Source organism: Streptomyces sp. NBC_01546, assembly GCF_045208355.1.
Classification (GTDB): domain Bacteria; phylum Actinomycetota; class Actinomycetes; order Streptomycetales; family Streptomycetaceae; genus Streptomyces.
In genome coordinates, this window is the sequence record NZ_CP109379.1 from 5,588,953 (window position 1) to 5,608,919 (window position 19,967).

The window sequence follows — 19,967 nt, forward strand, 5'->3', positions numbered from 1 at the left end:
CTGCCCATGGTCGGCGTCCGCGATCTCGACCCCAGCGCTTCGCCGCTGGACTACTACGGCTACGAACTGCGCCGGCTGAGAGAGGCCGCAGGCCTGAAGCAGCAGCAGTTGGGCGACATCATCTACTGCACCGGCTCGCTGATCGGCCAGGTGGAGAACACCAAGCGGGTGCTGACCCGGGACTTCTCGGAACGGGTGGACGCGGCGCTGGGCACGGACGGGACGTTCTCCCGACTGGTGGGGCTGGTCCTGCGGAGCGTGCTGCCGACGTGGTTCCAGGCGTACGCGGAGATGGAGGCGCGGGCCTCCTATATCTCCACCTTCCAGGCGCAGTTGGTCTACGGGCTGTTGCAGACCCCGGACTACGCGCGCGCTGTGCTGGGCGTGCGGAACGAGAAGGGGCTCGACGCGAGGGTGGCCGCCCGGATGGAGCGCCAGCGCGTCCTGGACCGCGAGAACCCGCCATTGATGTGGGTCGTGCTGAGCGAGGCGGTGCTGCATCAGGAGATCGGTGGTCGCGAAGTCATGCGGAACCAACTTGCCCACTTGTTGGACCTGCGGAGGCGGGAGTGGGTGCGGGTGCAGATCCTGCCCTTCGAGGCGGGCGCCCATACCGGACTGATGGGCTCGTTCAACCTCCTGCGCTTCGACGACGACCCGGACATCGTCTACACCGAGGACTTCGTCCAGGGCCATATGACGGCCAATCCGCAGGCTCTCAGGGAAGGTTCGCTCCGATACGATCATTTGCAGGCCGCCGCGCTCTCCCTGGATGAATCGGCGGTGCTGATCGCCCGCGTATTGGAGGAGCGCTATGGACATCAACCAGCACCTGACGGGCGCGAAGTGGCGTAAGTCCTCGTACAGCTCCGACACCGGCGGCGAGTGCGTCGAGTGCGCCCCCCTCGGCGGCGCCGCCTGGCAGAAGTCCTCGTACAGCGGTGACACCGGCGGCGATTGCGTAGAAGTCGCCGCCCAGCCCTGCCTCGTTGCCGTGCGGGACTCCAAGAACCCCGAGGGTCCCGCTTTCACCGTCAGCCCCGCCGCATTCGCCGCCTTCGTCGGGGCCCTGTCTGCATGAAGGCCTTGGAACCGTCCGGCCCGACCTACATGGGGCCCTTCCGGGTGCTCGGTGTGCTCGGGCAGGGCGGGATGGGGCGGGTGCTGCTGGGGGCCGGGCCCGACGGGCGGCTGGTTGCCGTCAAGCAGGTGCTCGCGCACTTCGCCGACGACGAGGGGTTCCGGGCCCGGTTCCGCCGTGAGGTCACCGCCTCGCGCAAGGTTGCCGGGGCCTATACGGCGGCCGTGATCGACGCCGATCCGGACGCCCCGACGCCCTGGCTGGCCTCGGTGTTCGTGGCCGGGCCGTCGCTCGGCGCCGTCGTGAAGGCGGCCGGTGTGCTGCCGGAGGACGTCGTACGCCGCCTCGCGGCGGGGCTGGCGTCGGCCCTGGCGGAGATCCACCGGGCCGGGCTGGTCCACCGGGACCTCAAGCCCGACAACGTGCTGCTCGCCGAGGACGGCGTACGCGTCATCGATCTCGGCATCGCGCGGGAGACGGAGGGCGAGGCCGAGGGGGACGCCGGGCTGACGCGGACCGGGCTGGTCGTCGGCTCGCCCGCGTACATGTCGCCCGAGCAGGCCGAGGGCAAGCCGCTCACACCCGCGAGCGACGTCTTCTCTCTCGGCTCCGTCCTGGCCATGGCGGCGACGGGCCGCAGTCCCTTCGCCGGGCCCTCCACCTTCCAGACGCTCTACGACGTGGTGCACACGGAGCCCGACCTGAGCGGTGTCCCGGCGGGGCTGCGGGAGGTCGTCGCCGGGTGCCTGGCCAAGGACCCGGCGGCCCGGCCGTCCCCGGCGCGGTTGCGGGAGCTGATCGGCCCGGTGGCTCCGGCGGGCCGCCAGTGGCCCGACGCCGTGTACGGGATGCTCGCCGCGCAACGGGCGGAGATCGACGGGCTGCTCGGTGGCCACCCGGCCGGCGACCCGGAGCCGCACGCGCCAGAGCCCGTACCCGTACCCGTACCTGAACCGCAGGACGCGCCGCCGCCCCAGAGCCCGCGGCGCGGGCGGCGCCGGATCACGGCCCTGGCGGCGGCCGGGGTCCTGCTGGTGGCCGGCACCGGAGTGGTGGCGTACGTACGGGACCGGATGAACGCCCCCGTCGCCTATACGGCCGTCCCCACCTGCCGGGAGGCCGCCCGCGCCTTGCCGTTGTCGGCTCCGGTGAACTCGTCCGACGCCCGCTCGGGCTGTACCTGGGAGGGGTCCGGCCTGGCCGAGGCGCCCCGCGCCCTGGTCCGGTGGGACCTCAGCCTCGGAGGGGACGCGGCCGCCGACGCGGCCACGCAGAAGCGGCGTTTCCAGGGGGAGGCGGCCGGTCAGCGCGAGGCGGCCCGCCTCGGGTTCGGCACCGAGGCCTACTGGGGCTCTCCCGGTGCCGACTGGACCTGTGTCCTCGCCGTCCGCGAGGGCAATCTCTCCGTCTGGACGGGCCTGCGGGCGAAGCCGTACACCAAGGCCGCATGCGAGACGAAGGCGAAGGAGGTCGCCCGCGCCGCGCTGAAGGCCGCCACCCGCTGATCCGGCGCCGCAGAAGAACACAGTTATCTGACCTTCCGTCAGATTGGAACGTGTTCTAGTCTGCCGCGCATGGGCATCGGAATCACGCAGGAGCAGCGGGAGTTGGCCGAGGCGGTGCGCGGCTGGGTGGCGCGGGCCGTGCCTCCCGAGGAGGTGCGAAAGCTGCTCGACACCCCACCGCAGACCGGGGCGCGGCCCGCCTACTGGGACGCGATGACCGCACAAGGGCTGCTGGAGCCGCACCTGGAGGGCGGGACCCTGCTCGACCTGGCCGTCGTCGTCGAGGAGGCCGCCCGGGCGGCGCTGCCCGGGGCGTACCTGCCGAGCGCGCTGGCCTCCGTACTGCTGGACCGGGCCGGGGCGCAGCCGCTCGACGGCCGGGTCGGGGCGGTCGCCCTCGGTCCCGGGAGCCTGACCGCCGTCGCCGTCGAGGGCGGCGGGTACCTGCTCGACGGCACCGCGCCCCCGGTGCTCGGCGCCGGTGAGGCCGACCTCGTGCTGCTCGCCGCCGAGGCCGCGCACGGCACCCGCTGGTTCGCCGTGGACGCGGCCGCGCTGGACATCCGTACGCACGAGAGCGCCGACCCGACCCGGCCCACCGCCGAGGTGCACGCGCGCGGGGTCACCGCCGGGCCCGGCCGGGTGCTGGAGCTGGACGCGGCCCTGGTGCGGGACCTGGCCTGCACGCTCTTCGCCGCCGACGCCTGCGGCACCGCCGCCTGGGCGCTGCACACGGCCGCCGAGTACGCCAAGGTGCGCGTTCAGTTCGGCCGGCCCATCGGACAGTTCCAGGGCATCAAGCACCTGTGCGCCGACATGCTGGTCCGGCTGGAGCAGGCCAGGGCGCTGGCCTGGGACGCGGCGCAGGCGATGGACGAGCCGGCGGAGGTGCGTTCGCTGGTCGCCGCCCTCGCCGCCGGGACCGCGCTGGACGCCGCGTACTCCTGCGCCAAGGACTGCATCCAGGTGCTCGGCGGGATCGGCTTCACCTGGGAGCACGACGCCCACGTCTACCTGCGGCGGGCCCTGGTCGCCCGCCAGCTCCTCGGCCCGGGCGACGGGCATCGCGTACGGGCCGTACGGCTCGCGGCGGCGGGAGCCCGGCGGGAGCTGCGGCTGGAGCTCCCGGCGGAGGCCGAGTCGTACCGGGCGAAGGCGCGGACCGCCATCGAGGACGCACGCGGACTCGACCCGGCGGCCGCCCGGCGGATCCTGGCCCCCACCGGCTACGCCGCCCCGTTCCTCCCGCCCCCCTACGGCCTCGGCGCCGGACCCGTCGAGCAGCTCGTCGTCCAGCAGGAGCTGCGCGCGGCCGGGGTCAGGATCGCCGACCTCGGCATCGCCACCTGGGTCGTGCCCTCGCTGCTCGCCTACGGGACGGACGCGCAGCGGGAGGCGTACGCCCTGCCGACGCTGCGCGGGGACGTGACCTGGTGCCAGCTCTTCTCCGAGCCGGGGGCAGGCTCGGACCTGGCCTCGCTGCGGACGAAGGCCGAGCGCGCCGAGGACGGCTCCTGGAGGGTCAACGGACAGAAGGTGTGGACGAGTTCCGCGCACAGCGCGGACTTCGGGATCCTGCTGGCCCGGACGGATCCGGACGCGCCCAAACACAAGGGGCTCGGCTATTTCGTCGTCGACATGAAGAACACCCCCGGCATCGACATCCGGCCGCTGAAGGAGATCACGGGGGAGGCCCTCTTCAACGAGGTGTACTTCGACGACGTGGAGCTCCCGGCGGACGCGCTGGTCGGGGCGGCCGACGGCGGGTGGAAGGTCGCCCGCAACACCCTCGGCAACGAACGGGTCCACATGGCCGACCAGATGACCTTCGACACCGGCCTGGGAACGCTCCTCGCCCGCTCGGCCGAGCTCGACGGGGCGTACCGGGCGCGGATCGGGGCGCTCGCCGCCGAGGCACACGCGCTGGCCTGCATCGGTCTGCGGACCACGCTCCAGCAGGTGTCGGGGCTGGAGCCGGGCGCGGGTGCCTCCGTACGCAAACTCGTCCAGACCCCGCACCAGCAGCGGACCGCCGAGCTCGCGCTCGAACTGCTGGGGCCGGCGGGCGCGGTGCGGGAGGGGGCGGGGGAGCGGGCGGTGCACGGGATGCTCATGTCCCGCTGCCTGACCATCGCGGGGGGCACCACGCAGGTCCAGCTCAATGTCGTCGCCGAGCGGATTCTCGGCCTCCCGAGGGACTAGGAGTTGTCGGACATGAAGTCGTACATCGTGGGCGTCGGCATGACGAAGTTCGAGAAGCCGGAGTCGCGGGACTGGCAGTACTGGGACATGGCCAAGGAGGCCGGGTCAGCGGCGCTCGCGGACGCGGGGGTGGACTACGGGCTGGTGGAGCAGGTGCCGGTGGGGTACTGCTTCCAGGCCTCCACGGCCGGTCAGCGAGCGGCGTACGAGCTGGGGCTGAGCGGGGTCCCGGTCTACAACGTGAACAACAACTGCGCGACGGGCTCGACGGCGCTGATGATGGCGCGGCAGTTCGTGGAGGGCGGACTGAACGACTGCGTGCTCGCGCTCGGCTTCGAGAAGATGAAGCGCGGTGCGCTGGGCGGCGGGGCGGACGGGGGCGACTTCAAGACGTCGCCGGTGGCTCGGCACTACGGGATCATGGCGGCCGGCCACGGCTTCGAGATGTCCCCGCCGACCGCGCAGATCTTCGGGAACGCGGCGCGGGAGCACATGGAGCGGTACGGGACAACGGCCGCGCAGCTGGCGGCGGTCGGCGCGAAGAACCACCGGCACTCGGCGAACAATCCGAACGCGCAGTTCCAGGACGTGTACTCGGTGGAGGAGATCCTGGCGGCGAAGGAGATCCACACGCCGCTGACGAAGCTGCAGTGCTCGCCGACCTCGGACGGGGCGGCGGCGGCCCTCGTCGTCTCCGAGCGGTTCGTGGTGCGGCACGGGCTGCACGACAAGGCCGTGGAGATCGTGGCGCAGGCGATGACGACGGACACGGACGAGTCCTTCTCGTCGGGCTCGTGCATCGACGTGGTCGGCAAGCCGATGTCGGCCGCGGCGGGACGGCAGGTCTTCTCGGCCTCGGGCCTGGGCATCGAGGACGTGGACGTGATCGAGCTGCACGACTGCTTCTCGATCAACGAGCTGCTGACGTACGAGGCGCTGGGCATGTGCGAGGACGGCGCCGCGGGCAAGCTGGTGGAGAGCGGGGCGACCACGTACGGGGGCCGCTGGGTGGTCAACCCGTCCGGGGGGCTCATCTCGAAGGGGCACCCGCTGGGCGCGACGGGGCTGGCGCAGGCGGCGGAGCTGGTCTGGCAGCTGCGCGCCGAGGCGGGCCCGCGCCAGGTCCCCGGAGCCCGGGTCGGCCTGGCCCACAACATAGGCCTGGGCGGCGCGGCGGTGGTGACGCTGCTCCGAAAGTAGCGGGCGGATGCCGCTGCTGGGGGCTCCGCCCCCAGACCCCCGCGCCTCAAACTCCCCCAGCTACCGCTGGGAGGTGCCCCCAGGCGGGGCTGGATTTTGGCTGAGCTGGGCTCCAAGGTGCCGCCCGGCGGGCTGGATTGCCGCGCAGCGGCAATTTCAGCCCCGCCGGCGTTTGAGTGGGGGTCCCCCCGGACGGAGTCTGGGGGAGGGTCCGGGCAGAGCCCGGGAGGCCCCGCGCAGCGGCCAGGCACGGCACCGGCGGCTACGGGGTGCCCAGTGCCGGGTCGACCACCGTTTCACCCATCGAGGCGCGCCGGATCGCGTCCGCCAGTTCCTCGATCGGGCCGTCGCGCAGGACCAGCCCTGCCGCGCCCGCGGCCAGGACCGCGGCCGCCAGGCCCGGGTGGGCGGAACCCGTCAGGACCAGCACCCGGCACTCCGGATCCTCCGCCAGCAGCGCCGAGACGGAACCGGCGTCCTCCACCAGTGCCACCGCCGGGCGGGCCATGGAATCCCGTACGACCTCCAGATCCGGCTGGAGCTCGAGCCGGAGCGCCAGGGCCGGGTTCGGCGGGTGCAGCAGGACGCGCAGGGATCGGGCAGGTCGGTGCGCAACGGGCATTTCGTCCACCGGAGAAGCCTATCTGACGCGAAGTCAGCAGTCTTCCCAACTGCTGGGGCGTGCGTTATACATTCCTCACCGGCCGGGGCTAGAACGCGTTCTAGAACCGGTCCCGCATACGACCTCGGTGCGGCCGACGGTGCGGACGGCCGCACCGAGGTCTTCCAAGGCAGTGACCTTTCAGAAACAGGGAGCAGCATCCTCATGCCGATCGATGCCGCCAAGGCCCTCGCCGCAGACCCCCGCCAGGGGGAGATCGCCTGGGACCACAAGGACATCCAGCTCTACCACCTCGGCCTCGGCGCCGGCCTCCCGGCCACCGATCCCGACGAGCTGCGCTACACCCTCGAGTCCAAGCTCCACGTCCTGCCCAGCTTCGCGACCGTCGCCGGCGCCGGCATGGCCATGATGGGCGGGCTCGCCGCCCCCGGGATCGAGATCAACCTCGCCAACGTCCTGCACGGCGGCCAGTCCATCGAGCTGCACCGGCCCATCCCGGTCAAGGGCAGCGCCACCTCCACCGCCAAGGTCGCCGCCCTCTACGACAAGGGCAAGGCCGCCGTGGTCGTGCTGCGCACCGAGGTCGCGGACGCCGACGGGCCGCTGTGGACCAGCGATGCGCAGATCTTCGTACGCGGCGAGGGCGGGTTCGGCGGCGAGCGCGGGCCCTCCGTCCGCGAGGAGCTGCCCGAACGGGCGCCGGACCGCGTCGAGGAACGGACGATCCGGGAGGAGCAGGCGCTCCTCTACCGGCTCTCCGGCGACTGGAACCCCCTGCACGCAGACCCCGAGTTCGCCAAGCTGGCCGGCTTCGACAGGCCGATCCTGCACGGCCTGTGCTCGTACGGGATGACCCTCAAGGCCGTCGTCGACACGGCCCTGAGCGGGGACGTGTCCCGGGTCCGCGCCTACCGCACGCGCTTCGCCGGGATCGTCTTCCCCGGCGAGACGCTGCGCATCCGGATGTGGCAGGAACCCGGCCGCGTCCTGGTGGCGGTGACCGCCGCCGACCGGGACGACGCGCCGGTCCTCGCCGACACCGTCGTCGAACACGCGTAATCCAAGACCGGACTGAAGGAGCCGCACCGTGCGCGCAGCACTGCAGAGCGAGATCGGACAGGACAAGCTCGAGGTCGTCGACGACATGGAAGCCGTGGGCCTCGGTCCCGGCAAGGTCAAGATCCGCATCAAGGCCACCGGCCTGTGCCACTCCGACCTCTCCGCGATGAGCGGCATCCTGCCGCAGCCCGCCCCCTTCATCCCCGGTCACGAGGGCTCCGGAGTCGTCTCCGACGTCGGCGACGGCGTCACCAGCCACAAGATCGGCGACCGGGTCCTCGTCTGCTGGCTGCCGCCGTGCGGCCACTGTCCGTCCTGCAAGCGCGGCCAGGGCCACCTGTGCCTGGAGAGCCTGGTCAACGCGGGCATCCCCAACTTCCGCCGGGCGGGCGGCGACATCTTCGGATTCGCCGCCACCGGCACCTTCGCCGAGGAGCTCGTGGTCGACGCCAAGTGCGCCGTCCCGATCCCCGACGACGTGCCCTTCGACATCGCCGCGCTCATCGGCTGCGGCGTCACCACCGGCCTCGGCGCGGCCATCAACACCGCCAAGGTGGAGGCCGGCTCCTCCGTTGCCGTCATCGGCTGCGGCGGCGTCGGCATATCCGTCATCCAGGGCGCCAAGGTCCAGGGCGCGGCGCAGATCATCGCCATCGACCCGGTGGAGTCGCGGCGCGCGGCGGCCCTGAAGTTCGGGGCCACCGAGGCGGTCGCGCCGGACGCCTTCGACGACGCCAAGAACCGGATCACCGGCGGCGAGGGCTTCGACTACGTCTTCGAGGTCGTCGGCAAGTCCGCCACCGCGCAGACCGCGTACAAGATGACCCGGCGCGGCGGCAGCGTCGTCATCGTCGGCGCGGGCGCCATGGACGACAACTTCCAGATCGACATGTTCTCGCTCTTCTTCGACGAGAAGAAGATCCTCCCGTCGATGTACGGCGGCGGCGACGTGCTCCGGTCGTACGAGCGCACCATCGCGCTGTGGCGGGCCGGCCGGGTGGACCTGGCGAGCCTGATCACCCACCGGGTACAGCTCGCCGAGATCAACGACGCCCTCGACCAGATGCGTACGGGCGTGGCCCTGCGCACCTGCATCGAACTCTGACCCGTTCTGAGAGGAATCCGGTAGATGTCACTGCCACTTGAGGGGCTCTCCGCCATCGTCACCGGCGCGGGCCGCGGGCTCGGCCGCGCCGAGGCGATCGAACTCGCGCGGCTCGGCGCGAGCGTGGTCGTCAACGACTTCGGGCAGCCCGGCCGGGACGGCTCGGGAGAGGCCTCGGCCGCCCCGGCGGAGGAGGTCGCCGCGGAGATCCGGGCCGCGGGCGGACAGGCCGTCGCGCACCTGGGCGACGTGGCCGACTTCGAGCAGGCGCGCGAGCTGGTCGAGCTGGCGGTCGGCAGCTTCGGGAAGCTCGACATCCTGGTCAACAACGCGGGCATCCTGCGCGACCGGATGGTCTTCTCGATGTCGGAGGCGGAGTGGGACTCGGTGATCCGCGTCCACCTCAAGGGCCACTTCAACACCACGCACTTCGCGTCCGTGCACTGGCGGGAGCGGTCGAAGGCGGCGGGCGGCCCGGTCTACGGCCGGATCGTCAACACCTCGTCCGAGGCCTTCCTCGGCGGCTCGGCCGGCCAGCCCAACTATGCGGCGGCCAAGGGCGGCATCGTGGGGCTGACCACCTCCACCGCCCTGGCCCTGGCGAAGTACGGGGTGACGGCCAACGCCATCTGCCCGCGGGCCCGCACCCGGATGACCGAGGACGTCTTCGCCGGCTTCCAGGTCCCGGAGGACGGCAAGCTGGACGCCCTCGCCCCCGAGCACGTCTCGCCGCTCGTCGGCTACCTGGCCTCACCCGCCTCGGCCAAGGCCAACGGACAGCTGTTCGTCGTGCACGGCGGGATCGTGGTCGTCATGGAACGCCCCAAGGTGGCCGCGAAGTTCGACACGACCAAGGAGGCCTTCTCCTACGAGGAGCTCGACGAGGTCCTGACCCCGCACTACGACTCCCGCCCGGCGAACGAGACCTTCGCCGCGACGGAGGTGCTCGGCCTCAAGCACGACTGAGCGGCGCCTGCTGGAGGGGGACCGGGCGGGGCGCGGGCGGCGGTACGGGGTCCAGGCGGACCGGCGGGGGAGGGGAGACCGGGAGGGTCAGCCCGACGATCCCGCAGGGCACGTCGGGGGTCGCGTACGGGAGGCGCAGGCGCCCCTCCGGGCTCCACAGGCCCGTACCGCCCAGCCAGCCCACGGGCGGCCCGATCCGGAAGACGTGCCGGTCCGCGGGGCGCCACAGGCCGATCCCGCCCTCCCCCGCCGGGCCCAGCCGCAGCGCCACCCCGCAAGTCTCCGGCATCAGCGCCTGGCCCGGCTGGACCGCGAACGGGGCCGCGTCCACGTGCCGCAGGCACTCCGGGAAGCGGACCGGAAGGGAACTGCCCAGCACCCCCCAGCCGAGGCGCGGTTCGCCCGGCGCGTCGGAGCGGATCAGCAGCAGCCCGCTGTCCGGGTCGGCGAGCAGCAGCCGGTCGTCGCTGTCCTCCGTGATCTGGAGCAGCGGGGACACCTCGCCGCCGCGCTCCAGGTCCACGGCCACGGCCTTGGTGGCGCCGTCCAGCTCGCGGTCCAGGGCCAGCAGCCGGCCCGTCCGGTCCAGCCAGACGCCGCCGGAGCAACGCCCCGGGACCTCGGCCACCCGCCGCGGCCCGAAGGCGTCCCCGGCCACCCGCCAGACCGTGCTCCCGGTGTCGCCCGCGGCCAGCGCGAAGGCGCCGCGCCCGTCCGGGGACGGCGGCAGCAGGCGCACCCGTACGCCGTCCTCCTGCTCCACCCCGCCCAGCTGGAGCTCCCCGGTGCGCGGCCCGGCCGCGGCGCCCGTCGGGTACAGCAGCGCGAAGGCGTGCCGCTCCGCCACCCGCCGGTGGATCAGCACCCGCCCGTCGGCCAGCGGCAGCACCTCGCTGTCGGCCTCCTCGGGCTGCGCGAGCGGCAGCGGCACCGCGTACGGCTCGGGCCCGGCCAGGGTCCAGCGCTCCGCGTAGAGCGCCTCGCCGTTCCCCGCGAGCCGGGCGGCGTACGCGCCGTCGGCGGCGATCGTGAACGGGGTCGTGCTCGTCGTCTCGATGGCACAGACAGTCATCCGCGCCTCACCTCCGGTGAGGAAACTAGGTTTCGCGCTTCCTGCCGAACAACATCAGCAAGCCCGCTTCACACATACGGGTGGCCGGGCGGCGATTCCCCTGAGGTCGCGGAGGCGATTGTGCTGTGCGATATCGGGGCGTTTGGGGTGGGGAGCCAGTCAGATATGCCTAACTTGCCCCACGGTCGTCCTCAAGCCCGACTTGATCCTCGGCAGCCAGCTGCGCGCCGCGGACAAGTACGACGCGCTCTCGAAAATCGCCCCGACCGTGCGCCGACCTCGGCGAGAAGAGGCCCACCGTCACGATGCCGTCGAGATCGGCCCGGAGCGGATGGACGAGGCCGCCGCCGACTGGATCTTCACCGGCGTCTACGGGGCCAAGGACAAGACCAAGCGCGACTCGGCCGAGGCCAACCCGCTGTGGAAGGGCCTGGAGGCCGTGAAGCAGGGCCGGGCCAAGGACGTCCCGGACGAGACCTGGTACCCGGGCCTCGGCGTGACGGCCGCCGACAAGGTCCTCGACGACCTGCGCGGGCTCCTCGTCAAGCAACGACGACCCCCGACGCCCGCCGCGACGCCCGCCCCATGGCCCGGTCGGCGAGCGGTCGGGCCATGGGGCGGGCGCCACGGACGGTAGCCTTGCACCGTGCCCCGTCTCTCTGAAGTCATCGCCGCGCTGGACGCTCTCTGGCCCCCCTCGCGGGCCGAGCAGTGGGATGCCGTCGGCACCGTCTGCGGCGACCCCGATGCCGAGGTCTCCCGGGTCCTGTTCGCCGTGGACCCCGTACAGGAGATCGCCGACGAAGCCGTGAAGCTGGGTGCCGACCTGATCGTCACCCACCATCCGCTCTACCTCCGCGGCACCACCACCGTCGAGGCCGGCACCTTCAAGGGCCGCGTCGTGCACACGCTGATCAAGAACGACATCGCGCTGCACGTCGCCCACACCAACGCCGACACCGCCGACCCCGGAGTCTCCGACGCCCTCGCGGGCGCCCTGGACCTGCGGATCACCGGCCCGCTGGTGCCCGACGCCACCGACCCCGAGGGCCGCCGCGGCCTGGGCCGGATCTGCGAACTGGACCGCCCCGAGACGCTGCGCGAGTTCGCCGCGCGCGCCGCGGCCTGGCTGCCGCAGACCGCCCAGGGCATCCGGGTCGCCGGCGACCCGGACGCGCTGATCCGCCGCGTCGCCGTCAGCGGCGGCTCCGGCGACAGCCTCTTCGAGCAGGTCCGCGCCGCCGGCGTGGACGTCTTCCTGACCGCCGACCTGCGCCACCACCCGGTCTCCGAGGCCCGCGAGCAGAGCCCGCTCGCCCTCGTCGACGCCGCCCACTGGGCCACCGAATGGCCCTGGTGCGAGCAGGCCGCGGCCCAGCTCGACGCGATCTCCGAGCGCCACGGCTGGGGTCTGCGTACCCACGTCTCGCGCACGGTCACCGACCCGTGGACGGCGCACGCGCCGTCCGTCACACACCCTTCTATCTCTGGAGCCCCCAACTGAACGCCGAGCCCGCCGACCAGATCCGACTTCTCGACGTCCAGGCCCTGGACGTGCGGCTGTCTCAGCTCGTCCACAAGCGCAAGTCGCTGCCCGAGCACGCCGAGGTCGACTCGCTGACCAAGGACCTCACCCAGCAGCGCGACCTGCTCGTCGCCGCGCAGACGCAGGCCAGCGACGCCGCCCGCGAGCAGACCAAGGCGGAGCAGGACGTGGACCAGGTGCGCCAGCGCGCCGCCCGCGACCAGCAGCGCCTGGACTCCGGCGTGGGCATCTCGGCCCGGGACCTGGCCAACCTGCAGAGCGAGGTCGTCTCCCTGGCCAAGCGGCAGGGTGACCTGGAGGACGTGGTCCTGGAGGTCATGGAGCGTCTGGAGGCCGCGCAGGAGCGGGTCACCGAACTCACCGCGAGCGTCTCCGCCCTGGAGGGCAAGCTGACCGACGCCACCGCGCGCCGCGACGCCGCCACCGGCGAGCTCGACGCCGAGGCCGCCAAGATCGCCAAGGACCGCGAGGTCATCGTCGGGTCCATGCCGACCGACCTGATGGCCCTGTACGAGAAGATCCGCGTCAAGCAGGGCGGGGTCGGCGCCGCGCGCCTGTACCAGCGCCGCTGTGAGGGCTGCCGCCTCGAGCTCGACATGGCCGAGGTCAACGAGATCAAGGCCGCGGCCCGCGACCAGGTCGTGCGCCACGAGAACTGCGGCCGCATCCTGGTCCGTACGGCCGACTCGGGGATCTGATGCCGCAGTTTGTCGTGGAGGCGGACGGCGGTTCACGGGGCAACCCGGGGCCCGCCGGCTACGGCTCGGTCGTCCTCGACCCGGCGACGGGCGAGACGCTGGCCGAGCGCGCGGAGTACATCGGCGTCGCGACGAACAACGTGGCGGAGTACAAGGGCCTGATCGCCGGACTCAAGGCGGCCCGCGAGCTGGCGCCGGACGCGCAGGTCCTGGTCCGGATGGACTCCAAGCTGGTCGTCGAGCAGATGTCCGGCCGCTGGAAGATCAAGCACCCGGACATGAAGCCGCTCGCCGCCGAGGCCGCGAAGATCCTGCCGCGCGCCCAGGTGACGTACCAGTGGATCCCGCGCGAGAAGAACAAGCACGCGGACCGGCTCGCCAACGAAGCGATGGACGCGGGCAAGCGCGGCAAGCAGTGGGAGCCGTCGGCCTCCTCGGCCGCCCTCGACCACGGTGCGGCCCGCGCCGTGGCCTCCGGCGGCGTTCCGGGGGATGCGGCGAAGGGCGCTGCGGCCGTGCGCGCCGCCCTCGCCTCCGGCGGTGGTACGGGGACCGGCGCGGCCGAGGCTGCGGACACGCGCGCCGCGCGAAGCACCGGCTCCGCCGAAGCGGGCGGCACCGGCACCCTGTTCGGCGAAGCCGGGGCGCTCGCGCCCGGCCGGGCCCCGCCTTGGCGGGGCGCGTCCCGGCCCCCGCGGCCGGATCGGGCTCGGCCGTCGAAGACGCCGCGCCGGAGGCAGGCCGTACCCGCACCACCGCCGGAGGCCAGGGCTGGGGTCCCGACATGGGCACCCCCGCCACCTTCGTGCTGCTGCGCCACGGCGAGACGGCCCTCACCCCGCAGAAGCGCTTCTCCGGCAGCGGGGGCAGCGACCCCGAGCTGTCCCCGGCCGGGCGGCGCCAGGCGTCGGCCGTGGCCGAGGCGCTGGCCGCCCGCGGCACCGTGCAGACGGTCATCAGCTCCCCGCTGCGCCGCTGCCGCGAGACCGCCCAGGCCGTCGCCGACCGCCTCGGCCTGACGGTGACGGTCGAAGAGGGCCTGCGCGAGGTGGACTTCGGGGCCTGGGAGGGTCTGACCTTCGCCGAGGTGCGGGAGCGGTTCCCCGACGACCTCCAGGCGTGGCTGGACTCCCCGCGGGCGGCCCCCACGGGCGGCGGCGAGAGCTTCACGACCGCCACCCGCCGGATCTCGGCGACCCGCGACCGGCTGCTCGCCGAGCACGCGGGCCGCACGGTCCTGCTGGTCTCGCACGTGACCCCGGTCAAGATCCTGGTCCGTCTCGCCCTGGGCGCCCCGCCGGAGTCGCTGTTCCGCATGGAACTGTCGGCGGCTTCCCTGTCGGCGGTGGCGTACTACGCGGACGGCAACGCCTCGGTGCGGCTGCTGAACGACACGTCCCACCTGCGGTAGCCGGCCCCGGCCGGCGAAGCAGCGGCGAGCCCCCCGTGCACGGCACGGGGGGCTCGCCGCGTCCGCGCCGCAGGCCGATGCCCAACGGCCGCCCGGCCAGGACCTATTCGTCGCCGTCGCCGCTGTTGCCGCCGCCCCTGTTCAAGCCCCGGCGCCGGCTCTTCCCGGCGCCGCCAACCATCGCGCCGATGCCGAGCGTCACGCGCGCCACGATGCGGACCCAGCGGGGCCCACCGCGCTCCGCCCACACCACGCAGGCGGCCCCGCCGACGGCGCAGGCCAGGAGCAGCACGAGCAGAACGGTCATTTTCCCCACCTCTTGTGTGTGCCGGGGGTGATGCAGAACCGCCCCGGACCGGAGAGGACCCCCGGTTCGGGGCGGGACGGCAGACGAGCCGGCCTGTACGCCGGGTTCTGTCGCCCGGCGACCTCGCGGTCACCGGGGAGACGGCCATCCATCTAGGACCGGCGTTGCCACCGGTCTCGTGCGGTCTACCCGCGAACTCGGGCGGGCAGCCCTCGATCGTTCGCGCAGACCCGTCCGAAGACGGATCCTCTTGACCTTGCTCCGGGTGGGGTTTACCTAGCCGCCTGAGTCACCTCAGGCGCTGGTGGTCTCTTACACCACCGTTTCACCCTTACCGGGGACCGAAGCCCCCGGCGGTCTGTTTTCTGTGGCACTGTCCCGCGGGTCACCCCGGGTGGGCGTTACCCACCACCCTGCCCTGTGGAGCCCGGACGTTCCTCGGCGGGATCCGAAGATCCCGACGCGGCCGCCCGGCCGACTCGTCTGCCGTGGCGACCATGTTACCGGCTGTGCCGTCGCCGCTTGACCTTGACGCAGCGGCAGGGTTTCTACTGGGGTCATGCGGATCGGAGAGATCGCCGCGCTCGTCGGGGTCACGACCCGGGCGATCCGGCACTACCACCATGTCGGGCTGCTCCCGGAACCGGAGCGGCGCCCCAACGGCTACCGGGCCTACAGCGTCCGCGACGCCGTCCTGCTGGCCCGCGTGCGCCGGCTCACCGAGCTCGGGCTCAGCCTCGACGAGGTGCGCGACGTCCTCGCGGACGACGCCGGGCGCGAACTGGCCGACGTACTCGAAGAGCTCGACGCCGACCTGGCCCGCCAGGAGGCCGAGATCGGCGAGCGCAGGCGGCGGCTCGCGGCGCTGCTGGCCGCCCCGCCCGGGGAGGTCGAACCGCTCTCGCCCGCTCTCGCCGCGCTGCTGGCCAAGGCGCCGGCCACCGACTCGCCGGCCGCCGCCAAGGACCGCGAGCACCTGACGCTCCTCGACGCCTCGGGCCCCGGCGGCGAGGAGCTCTACGCGGCGCTCGGGCCGCTGGCCGCCGATCCCGCGGTGCTCGCCCTGTACGAGCGGCTGGACGCGCTCGCCGACGCCCCCGTGGACGATCCGCGGATCCCGGCCCTGGCCGCGGAGCTGGTCGCGGCCGTTCCCGACGAGGTGTTCGCCGCGATCCCCGCCGGGGGCGCCGTCGTGGCCGGGTTCAAGGAGGCACTGCTCGCCGAGTACGCCCCCGCGCAGGCGGAAGTCGTACGCCGGGTCATGGAGGCGTTCATGGAGAGGGGACGGGGATGAAGGGGATACCGGTGTGGGCGCGGAGGCTGGTGCGGCACGAACTGCGTGCCACCGCCTCCCTCGGCTGGTGGGCGCTGCGCCGCAAGCACGGGGTCCGGGCCGGGGACCTCGCCGCCGGGTACACGGGACCGCAGACCGCCATGATGTACGGGATGCTCTTCGTGTCGGCGATCGAGACGGTCGCCCTGGCCGTGCTCATTCCCTGGCCGGCGGTCCACCGGGTGCTGCTCGTCCTCGACGTGTACGGGATCGTGGTCGTGCTCGCCCTGCACGCCGCCTGTGTCACGCGTCCGCACGTGGTCCGTCCCGACGGCTCCCTGCGGATCCGTTACGGGGCCCTGTTCGACCTCGTCGTCCCGCCGGACGCGGTGGCCTCGGTCCGCGTCGACCGGCGCTATCCCCAGGGGCGGCTGGTCACGGTGTCCGAGGACGGGGTGCTCGACCTGATCGTGGGCAGCCAGACCACGGTGACCCTGGAGCTGACCCGGCCCCTCCCCTTCACCCGCCCGCTCGGCGCCCGGGGACGGGCGCGGACCATCCGCTTCCACGCAGACGACCCGCGCGCGCTGGTCACCGCGCTGCGACAGCCCGCGTAGGTCAGGTCCGGGGCGTCAGGCCGGGGCGAACAGGACCTTCGCCGCGCCCGGGTCGGCCTCCGTCAGCCGGACCAGGATCCGCTCGCCCAGGGGCAGTTCCCCGGCGGTGGACACCACGCGGCCGACCACTGCCGGATCCTCCAGGTGGACCGTGCCCTCCAGCGGCTCCCGGTCATCGACGTCGATCACCGTGGCCTCGAAGGTCTCCCCGACGCGGTCCTTGAGCAGGGCGGCCTCGACGAGGTCCACGCACTCCCGCTCGGCCGTGTTGGCCAGCCGGGCGCCGTCCGCCATCTCCTTGGGCAGCGCCTCCAGCGCCGCCACCGCCCACTGCGGGGGCTCGACTCCGGACACCGCCGCCAGGCACAGCTCGCCGGAGTACCGGTCGACGAGCCGGCGCAGCGGCGCGGTGCAGTGGGCGTACGGGGCCGCGACCGCCGCGTGGATCGCCGGGTCCGGAGCCTGGCCGCCGCTGAAGACGGTGTAACCGGCGCCGCGCAGCAGGGCCGTGCACTCCTGGAGGAAGGCCGCGTGGTCGGGCCGGTGCGGGTCGAGGGAGCGTACGAGTTCGGCGTACGGGACGTGGTGCGGCCAGTCGATCCGCAGGGCCTTCGCCGCCCGCCGGAGTCTGCCGACGGCGCCGTCGGGCGCCCTGGGGAGGGTGCGCAGGATGCCGGTCCCGGCGGCCAGCATCAGGTCGGCCGCGGCGATGCCGGTCATGAGGGAGATCTGGGCGTTCCAGCCGTCCGCTGGAAGCGGGGCGCGGTAGGCCAGCGTGTACGAGCCGTCGTGCGCGACGACCTCCTGCTCGGGCACGTTCAGCGAGATGCCGCCGCGCTCCACTTCGAGGGCCTCGCGGAGCCGGCCGATGTCCTCGAGGAGGGCGACGGGCTCCTCCGCCGTACCGGTGTCGATGGCCTTCTGCACGCCGTCGTAGTCGAGCTTGGCCCGGCTGCGCACGAGCGCGCGGCGGATGTCGGTGGTCTCCACCCGGCCCTCGGCGTCGAGGTCGAGGCGCCACAGCAGCGCGGGGCGGGTCTGGTCGGGCAGCAGGCTGGCCGCGCCCTCCGAGAGCACGGCCGGGTGCAGCGGGACCTTGTCGTCGGGGAAGTAGAGGGTGCTGACGCGGCGGTGGGCCTCCGCGTCGAGCGGGCCGCCCGGGGTGACGAAGGCGGCGACGTCGGCGATGGCGTAGTGGACCCGGAAGCCGCCGGCGGGCCGCCTCGCCAGGTGCATGGCCTGGTCGAGGTCGCGGGAGGTGGGCGGATCGACGGTGAAGAAGGGGAGGTCGGTGGCGTCGGTGTCGGGCAGGCGGGGTTCCCGGGCGGCCCGCTCGGCCTCGGCGAGCACCTCGGCCGGGAACTCCTCCGGCACACCCAGCTTCGTCCGCAGTTCACCCAGGGCGGCCCGCAGGCCGGCCCCGTCTGCGCCGGTCATGTGCATCGGACGGCGTGGCATGCACCGAGCCTATGGGCGGCGGGCCCGGACGGCACGGCGAGGCGTCTACCCTGGCCCGGGGGCCGCATCCCCTGCGACGTGTCGTACCGAAGGAGATCCACCGTGCTCGTGCTGCTGCCGCCGTCCGAAGGAAAGGCCGCCGGCGGCTCCGGCGCACCGCTGAAGCCGGAGTCGCTGTCGCTGTCGGGTCTGGCCGAGGCCCGTGCGGCGGTCCTGGACGAGCTGGTCGAGCTGTGCGCGGCCGACGAACTCAAGGCCCGCGAGGTGCTGGGCCTGAGCGAGGGTCTGCGCGGCGAGGTCGCCAAGAACGTGGAGCTGCGCTCGGCGCCGGCCCGGCCGGCCGGGGAGATCTACACCGGGGTGCTGTACGACGCCCTGGGGCTGGCGGACCTGGCCCCGGCGGCGCGGGCGCTGGCCGAGGAGGCGCTGCTGGTCTTCTCGGGGCTGTGGGGTGCGGTGCGGATCACCGACCGGATCCCGTCGTACCGCTGCTCGATGGGCGTGAAGCTGCCGGGGTGCGGGGCGCTGGGGGCGTACTGGCGGGGGCCGATGGCGCAGGTGCTGCCCGCGGTCGCCGGGGAGGGGCTGGTGCTGGACCTGCGGTCGGCGGCGTACGCCTCGGCATGGAAGCCGAAGGGAGAGGTGGCGGGGCGGACGGCCACCGTGCGGGTGCTGCACTCGCAGCTGGTGGACGGGGTGGAGAAGCGGTCCGTGGTGAGCCACTTCAACAAGGCGACGAAGGGCCGGCTGGTGCGGGATCTGCTGCTGGCCGGAGCCGTGCCGTCCGGTCCCGCCGAGCTGGTCACGGCCCTGCGGGACCTGGGCTACGTCGTCGAGGCCGAGGCCCCCGCGAAGGCCGGCAAGGCCTGGGCCCTGGACGTGGTGGTCACCCAGATCCACTGACCCGCCGTTGCCGGCCTGACCGGCAGGACACCCCCTAGCGGCCCAGGGGCCAGGCCAGGGCCGTGGGGGTCTGGGAGGACGCGCCGGCGTAGGTGGCGCAGGCGTCCGTCAGGGTTTCCAGGAGGGTGAGGGGGTCCGGGAGCGGGTGGTCCATGCCGCGCAGCCAGGTCACCGACTGGTCACCGGGGAGGGCCGACGGGGGCACCAGGACGTAGCTGCCGCGGCAGTGCCAGCGCAGGCCCGGGTGCTCGTCCATCGTCTCGGGGTGGCAGTCCAGTTCGCAGGGCCACCACTCGTCCTCGTCCTCGGGGGTGCCGCGGGTGGCGGTGAAGAAGAGCATCCGGGCCTGGTCCCCGGTGCCGCCCGATTCGGCGACGGGGCCGACCTCGATACCGGCTTCCAGCAGGCGGGCGAGCGCGGCGGCGCCGGCTTCCAGCGGGACGTCGAGCACGTCGTGGACCATGCCGGTCGCGGTGATGAAGTTGGCCTGCGGCTGGTTGCGCGCCCACCGTTCGACCTGTGCGCGGTCGGTGGTCGACTGGGTCTGCCAGGCGAAGGAGAGGGGGTGCCGTGCGGGCGTCGGACAGCCGATCCGGTCGCACGAACATCGGTATCCGGCGGGATGGGCGGCAGGTGAGAGCGGCAGACCCGCGGCGGCGACGGCCAGGAGGAGCGCCTCGCGCTCTTCTGCGGGGTCCTCGACGGCGGGTTTCGGCCGCCGGCGCAGCCACTGGGAAATCCTGCTCTGCTCGCCGCGTTTGACGCGGCCGGACTCAGACCCCATCTATCCCCTCACCTCACCGTATCCCCGGCGGACCTTCACATGGTCCCACCATCCTGAGCCCCGGGTGACCGGTCTCGGTGACCGGGGGGTTGGGGATGGGGCATCGGCAACCCCCACATAGCCACACAATTCAGCCATTTGGGTTCCGGCTGGGGGGT

The 19,967-nt window shown here is 73.3% G+C and carries 18 protein-coding genes, 1 other RNA gene and 2 pseudogenes; 15 read left to right on the forward strand and 6 right to left on the reverse strand.

Going from position 1 to position 19,967, the window contains the following annotated elements:
* The first annotated feature begins 6 nt into the window (after window positions 1-6).
* From OHA89_RS25560 to OHA89_RS25580, 5 genes are all read left to right on the forward strand, one after another.
* Window positions 7-855, forward strand: a complete 849-nt coding sequence (locus OHA89_RS25560) for a helix-turn-helix transcriptional regulator (RefSeq protein WP_406367198.1) — start codon at window positions 7-9, stop codon at window positions 853-855.
* Window positions 815-1,081, forward strand: coding sequence for a DUF397 domain-containing protein (locus OHA89_RS25565; RefSeq protein ID WP_266609911.1), 267 nt, complete (start codon window positions 815-817; stop codon window positions 1,079-1,081). The genes OHA89_RS25560 and OHA89_RS25565 overlap by 41 nt, the downstream gene beginning before the upstream one ends.
* Window positions 1,078-2,586 (forward strand): serine/threonine-protein kinase, encoded by a 1,509-nt coding sequence (locus OHA89_RS25570; RefSeq protein ID WP_406367200.1) that lies wholly within the window; start codon window positions 1,078-1,080, stop codon window positions 2,584-2,586. The genes OHA89_RS25565 and OHA89_RS25570 overlap by 4 nt, the downstream gene beginning before the upstream one ends.
* 69 nt (window positions 2,587-2,655) lie before the next feature.
* Window positions 2,656-4,788: an acyl-CoA dehydrogenase gene (locus tag OHA89_RS25575; protein WP_266609915.1), complete on the forward strand. Its 2,133-nt coding sequence runs from the start codon at window positions 2,656-2,658 to the stop codon at window positions 4,786-4,788.
* 12 nt (window positions 4,789-4,800) lie between these two features.
* On the forward strand, window positions 4,801-5,988 hold the full coding sequence (locus OHA89_RS25580; RefSeq protein WP_266609917.1) for a lipid-transfer protein: 1,188 nt from the start codon (window positions 4,801-4,803) through the stop codon (window positions 5,986-5,988).
* Between the two features lie 262 nt (window positions 5,989-6,250).
* Here OHA89_RS25580 and OHA89_RS25585 read toward each other — a convergent pair whose 3' ends face one another.
* A complete protein-coding gene (locus tag OHA89_RS25585; protein WP_266612419.1) occupies window positions 6,251-6,610 on the reverse strand; it encodes a DNA-binding response regulator in 360 nt (119 codons plus the stop codon).
* Window positions 6,611-6,814: 204 nt separating this feature from the next.
* On the opposite strand from OHA89_RS25585, the gene OHA89_RS25590 reads away from it, so the two are divergent.
* From OHA89_RS25590 to OHA89_RS25600, 3 genes are read left to right on the forward strand one after another with little or no spacing between them, the layout of a single operon-like run.
* A complete protein-coding gene (locus tag OHA89_RS25590) occupies window positions 6,815-7,669 on the forward strand; it encodes a MaoC/PaaZ C-terminal domain-containing protein (protein WP_266609919.1) in 855 nt (284 codons plus the stop codon).
* Window positions 7,670-7,697: 28 nt separating this feature from the next.
* The gene (locus OHA89_RS25595) at window positions 7,698-8,774 is read left to right on the forward strand and encodes a Zn-dependent alcohol dehydrogenase (protein WP_215140724.1); all 1,077 of its coding nucleotides are present in this window, start codon (window positions 7,698-7,700) and stop codon (window positions 8,772-8,774) included.
* 24 nt (window positions 8,775-8,798) lie between these two features.
* Window positions 8,799-9,740 (forward strand): 3-oxoacyl-ACP reductase, encoded by a 942-nt coding sequence (locus OHA89_RS25600; protein WP_257556559.1) that lies wholly within the window; start codon window positions 8,799-8,801, stop codon window positions 9,738-9,740.
* Here OHA89_RS25600 and OHA89_RS25605 read toward each other — a convergent pair.
* Window positions 9,727-10,812 (reverse strand): hypothetical protein, encoded by a 1,086-nt coding sequence (locus tag OHA89_RS25605; RefSeq protein WP_257556560.1) that lies wholly within the window; start codon window positions 10,810-10,812, stop codon window positions 9,727-9,729. The two genes, OHA89_RS25600 and OHA89_RS25605, sit on opposite strands and share 14 nt — an antisense overlap.
* A 190-nt stretch (window positions 10,813-11,002) precedes the next feature.
* Here OHA89_RS25605 and OHA89_RS25610 point away from each other — a divergent pair.
* From OHA89_RS25610 to OHA89_RS25625, 4 genes and pseudogenes are all read left to right on the forward strand, one after another.
* Window positions 11,003-11,359 (forward strand): annotated as a pseudogene (locus OHA89_RS25610) (ABC transporter substrate-binding protein); the annotation flags it as partial.
* Between the two features lie 99 nt (window positions 11,360-11,458).
* Window positions 11,459-12,316 (forward strand): Nif3-like dinuclear metal center hexameric protein, encoded by an 858-nt coding sequence (locus tag OHA89_RS25615; RefSeq protein ID WP_215140721.1) that lies wholly within the window; start codon window positions 11,459-11,461, stop codon window positions 12,314-12,316.
* Entirely contained in the window at window positions 12,313-13,056 is a 744-nt protein-coding gene (locus OHA89_RS25620) for a zinc ribbon domain-containing protein (RefSeq protein WP_266612421.1), read from the forward strand. Before OHA89_RS25615 ends, OHA89_RS25620 begins: the two co-directional genes overlap by 4 nt.
* A pseudogene (locus tag OHA89_RS25625) lies at window positions 13,056-14,467 on the forward strand (bifunctional RNase H/acid phosphatase). Before OHA89_RS25620 ends, OHA89_RS25625 begins: the two are co-directional and overlap by 1 nt.
* A gap of 103 nt (window positions 14,468-14,570) precedes the next feature.
* Here OHA89_RS25625 and OHA89_RS25630 read toward each other — a convergent pair.
* Entirely contained in the window at window positions 14,571-14,774 is a 204-nt protein-coding gene (locus tag OHA89_RS25630; protein ID WP_257556562.1) for a hypothetical protein, read from the reverse strand.
* A gap of 80 nt (window positions 14,775-14,854) precedes the next feature.
* Window positions 14,855-15,256: RNase P RNA component class A (gene rnpB / locus OHA89_RS25635), an RNA gene on the reverse strand.
* Window positions 15,257-15,333: 77 nt separating this feature from the next.
* On the opposite strand from rnpB, the gene OHA89_RS25640 reads away from it, so the two are divergent.
* Both OHA89_RS25640 and OHA89_RS25645 read left to right on the forward strand, forming a co-directional pair.
* Window positions 15,334-16,068 (forward strand): MerR family transcriptional regulator, encoded by a 735-nt coding sequence (locus OHA89_RS25640; protein WP_266609926.1) that lies wholly within the window; start codon window positions 15,334-15,336, stop codon window positions 16,066-16,068.
* Entirely contained in the window at window positions 16,065-16,664 is a 600-nt protein-coding gene (locus OHA89_RS25645; RefSeq protein WP_257556564.1) for a hypothetical protein, read from the forward strand. The genes OHA89_RS25640 and OHA89_RS25645 overlap by 4 nt, the downstream gene beginning before the upstream one ends.
* Window positions 16,665-16,679: 15 nt before the next feature.
* Here the strand turns inward: OHA89_RS25645 and OHA89_RS25650 are convergent, their stop codons facing one another.
* A complete protein-coding gene (locus OHA89_RS25650) occupies window positions 16,680-18,122 on the reverse strand; it encodes an RNB domain-containing ribonuclease (protein ID WP_406367203.1) in 1,443 nt (480 codons plus the stop codon).
* A gap of 102 nt (window positions 18,123-18,224) precedes the next feature.
* On the opposite strand from OHA89_RS25650, the gene yaaA reads away from it, so the two are divergent.
* The gene (gene yaaA / locus OHA89_RS25655; RefSeq protein WP_266609930.1) at window positions 18,225-19,025 is read left to right on the forward strand and encodes a peroxide stress protein YaaA; all 801 of its coding nucleotides are present in this window, start codon (window positions 18,225-18,227) and stop codon (window positions 19,023-19,025) included.
* Between the two features lie 34 nt (window positions 19,026-19,059).
* Here yaaA and OHA89_RS25660 read toward each other — a convergent pair whose 3' ends face one another.
* Complete coding sequence (locus tag OHA89_RS25660) at window positions 19,060-19,809, reverse strand: bifunctional DNA primase/polymerase (RefSeq protein ID WP_406367205.1); 750 nt, start codon at window positions 19,807-19,809, stop codon at window positions 19,060-19,062.
* Window positions 19,810-19,967: the final 158 nt, after the last annotated feature.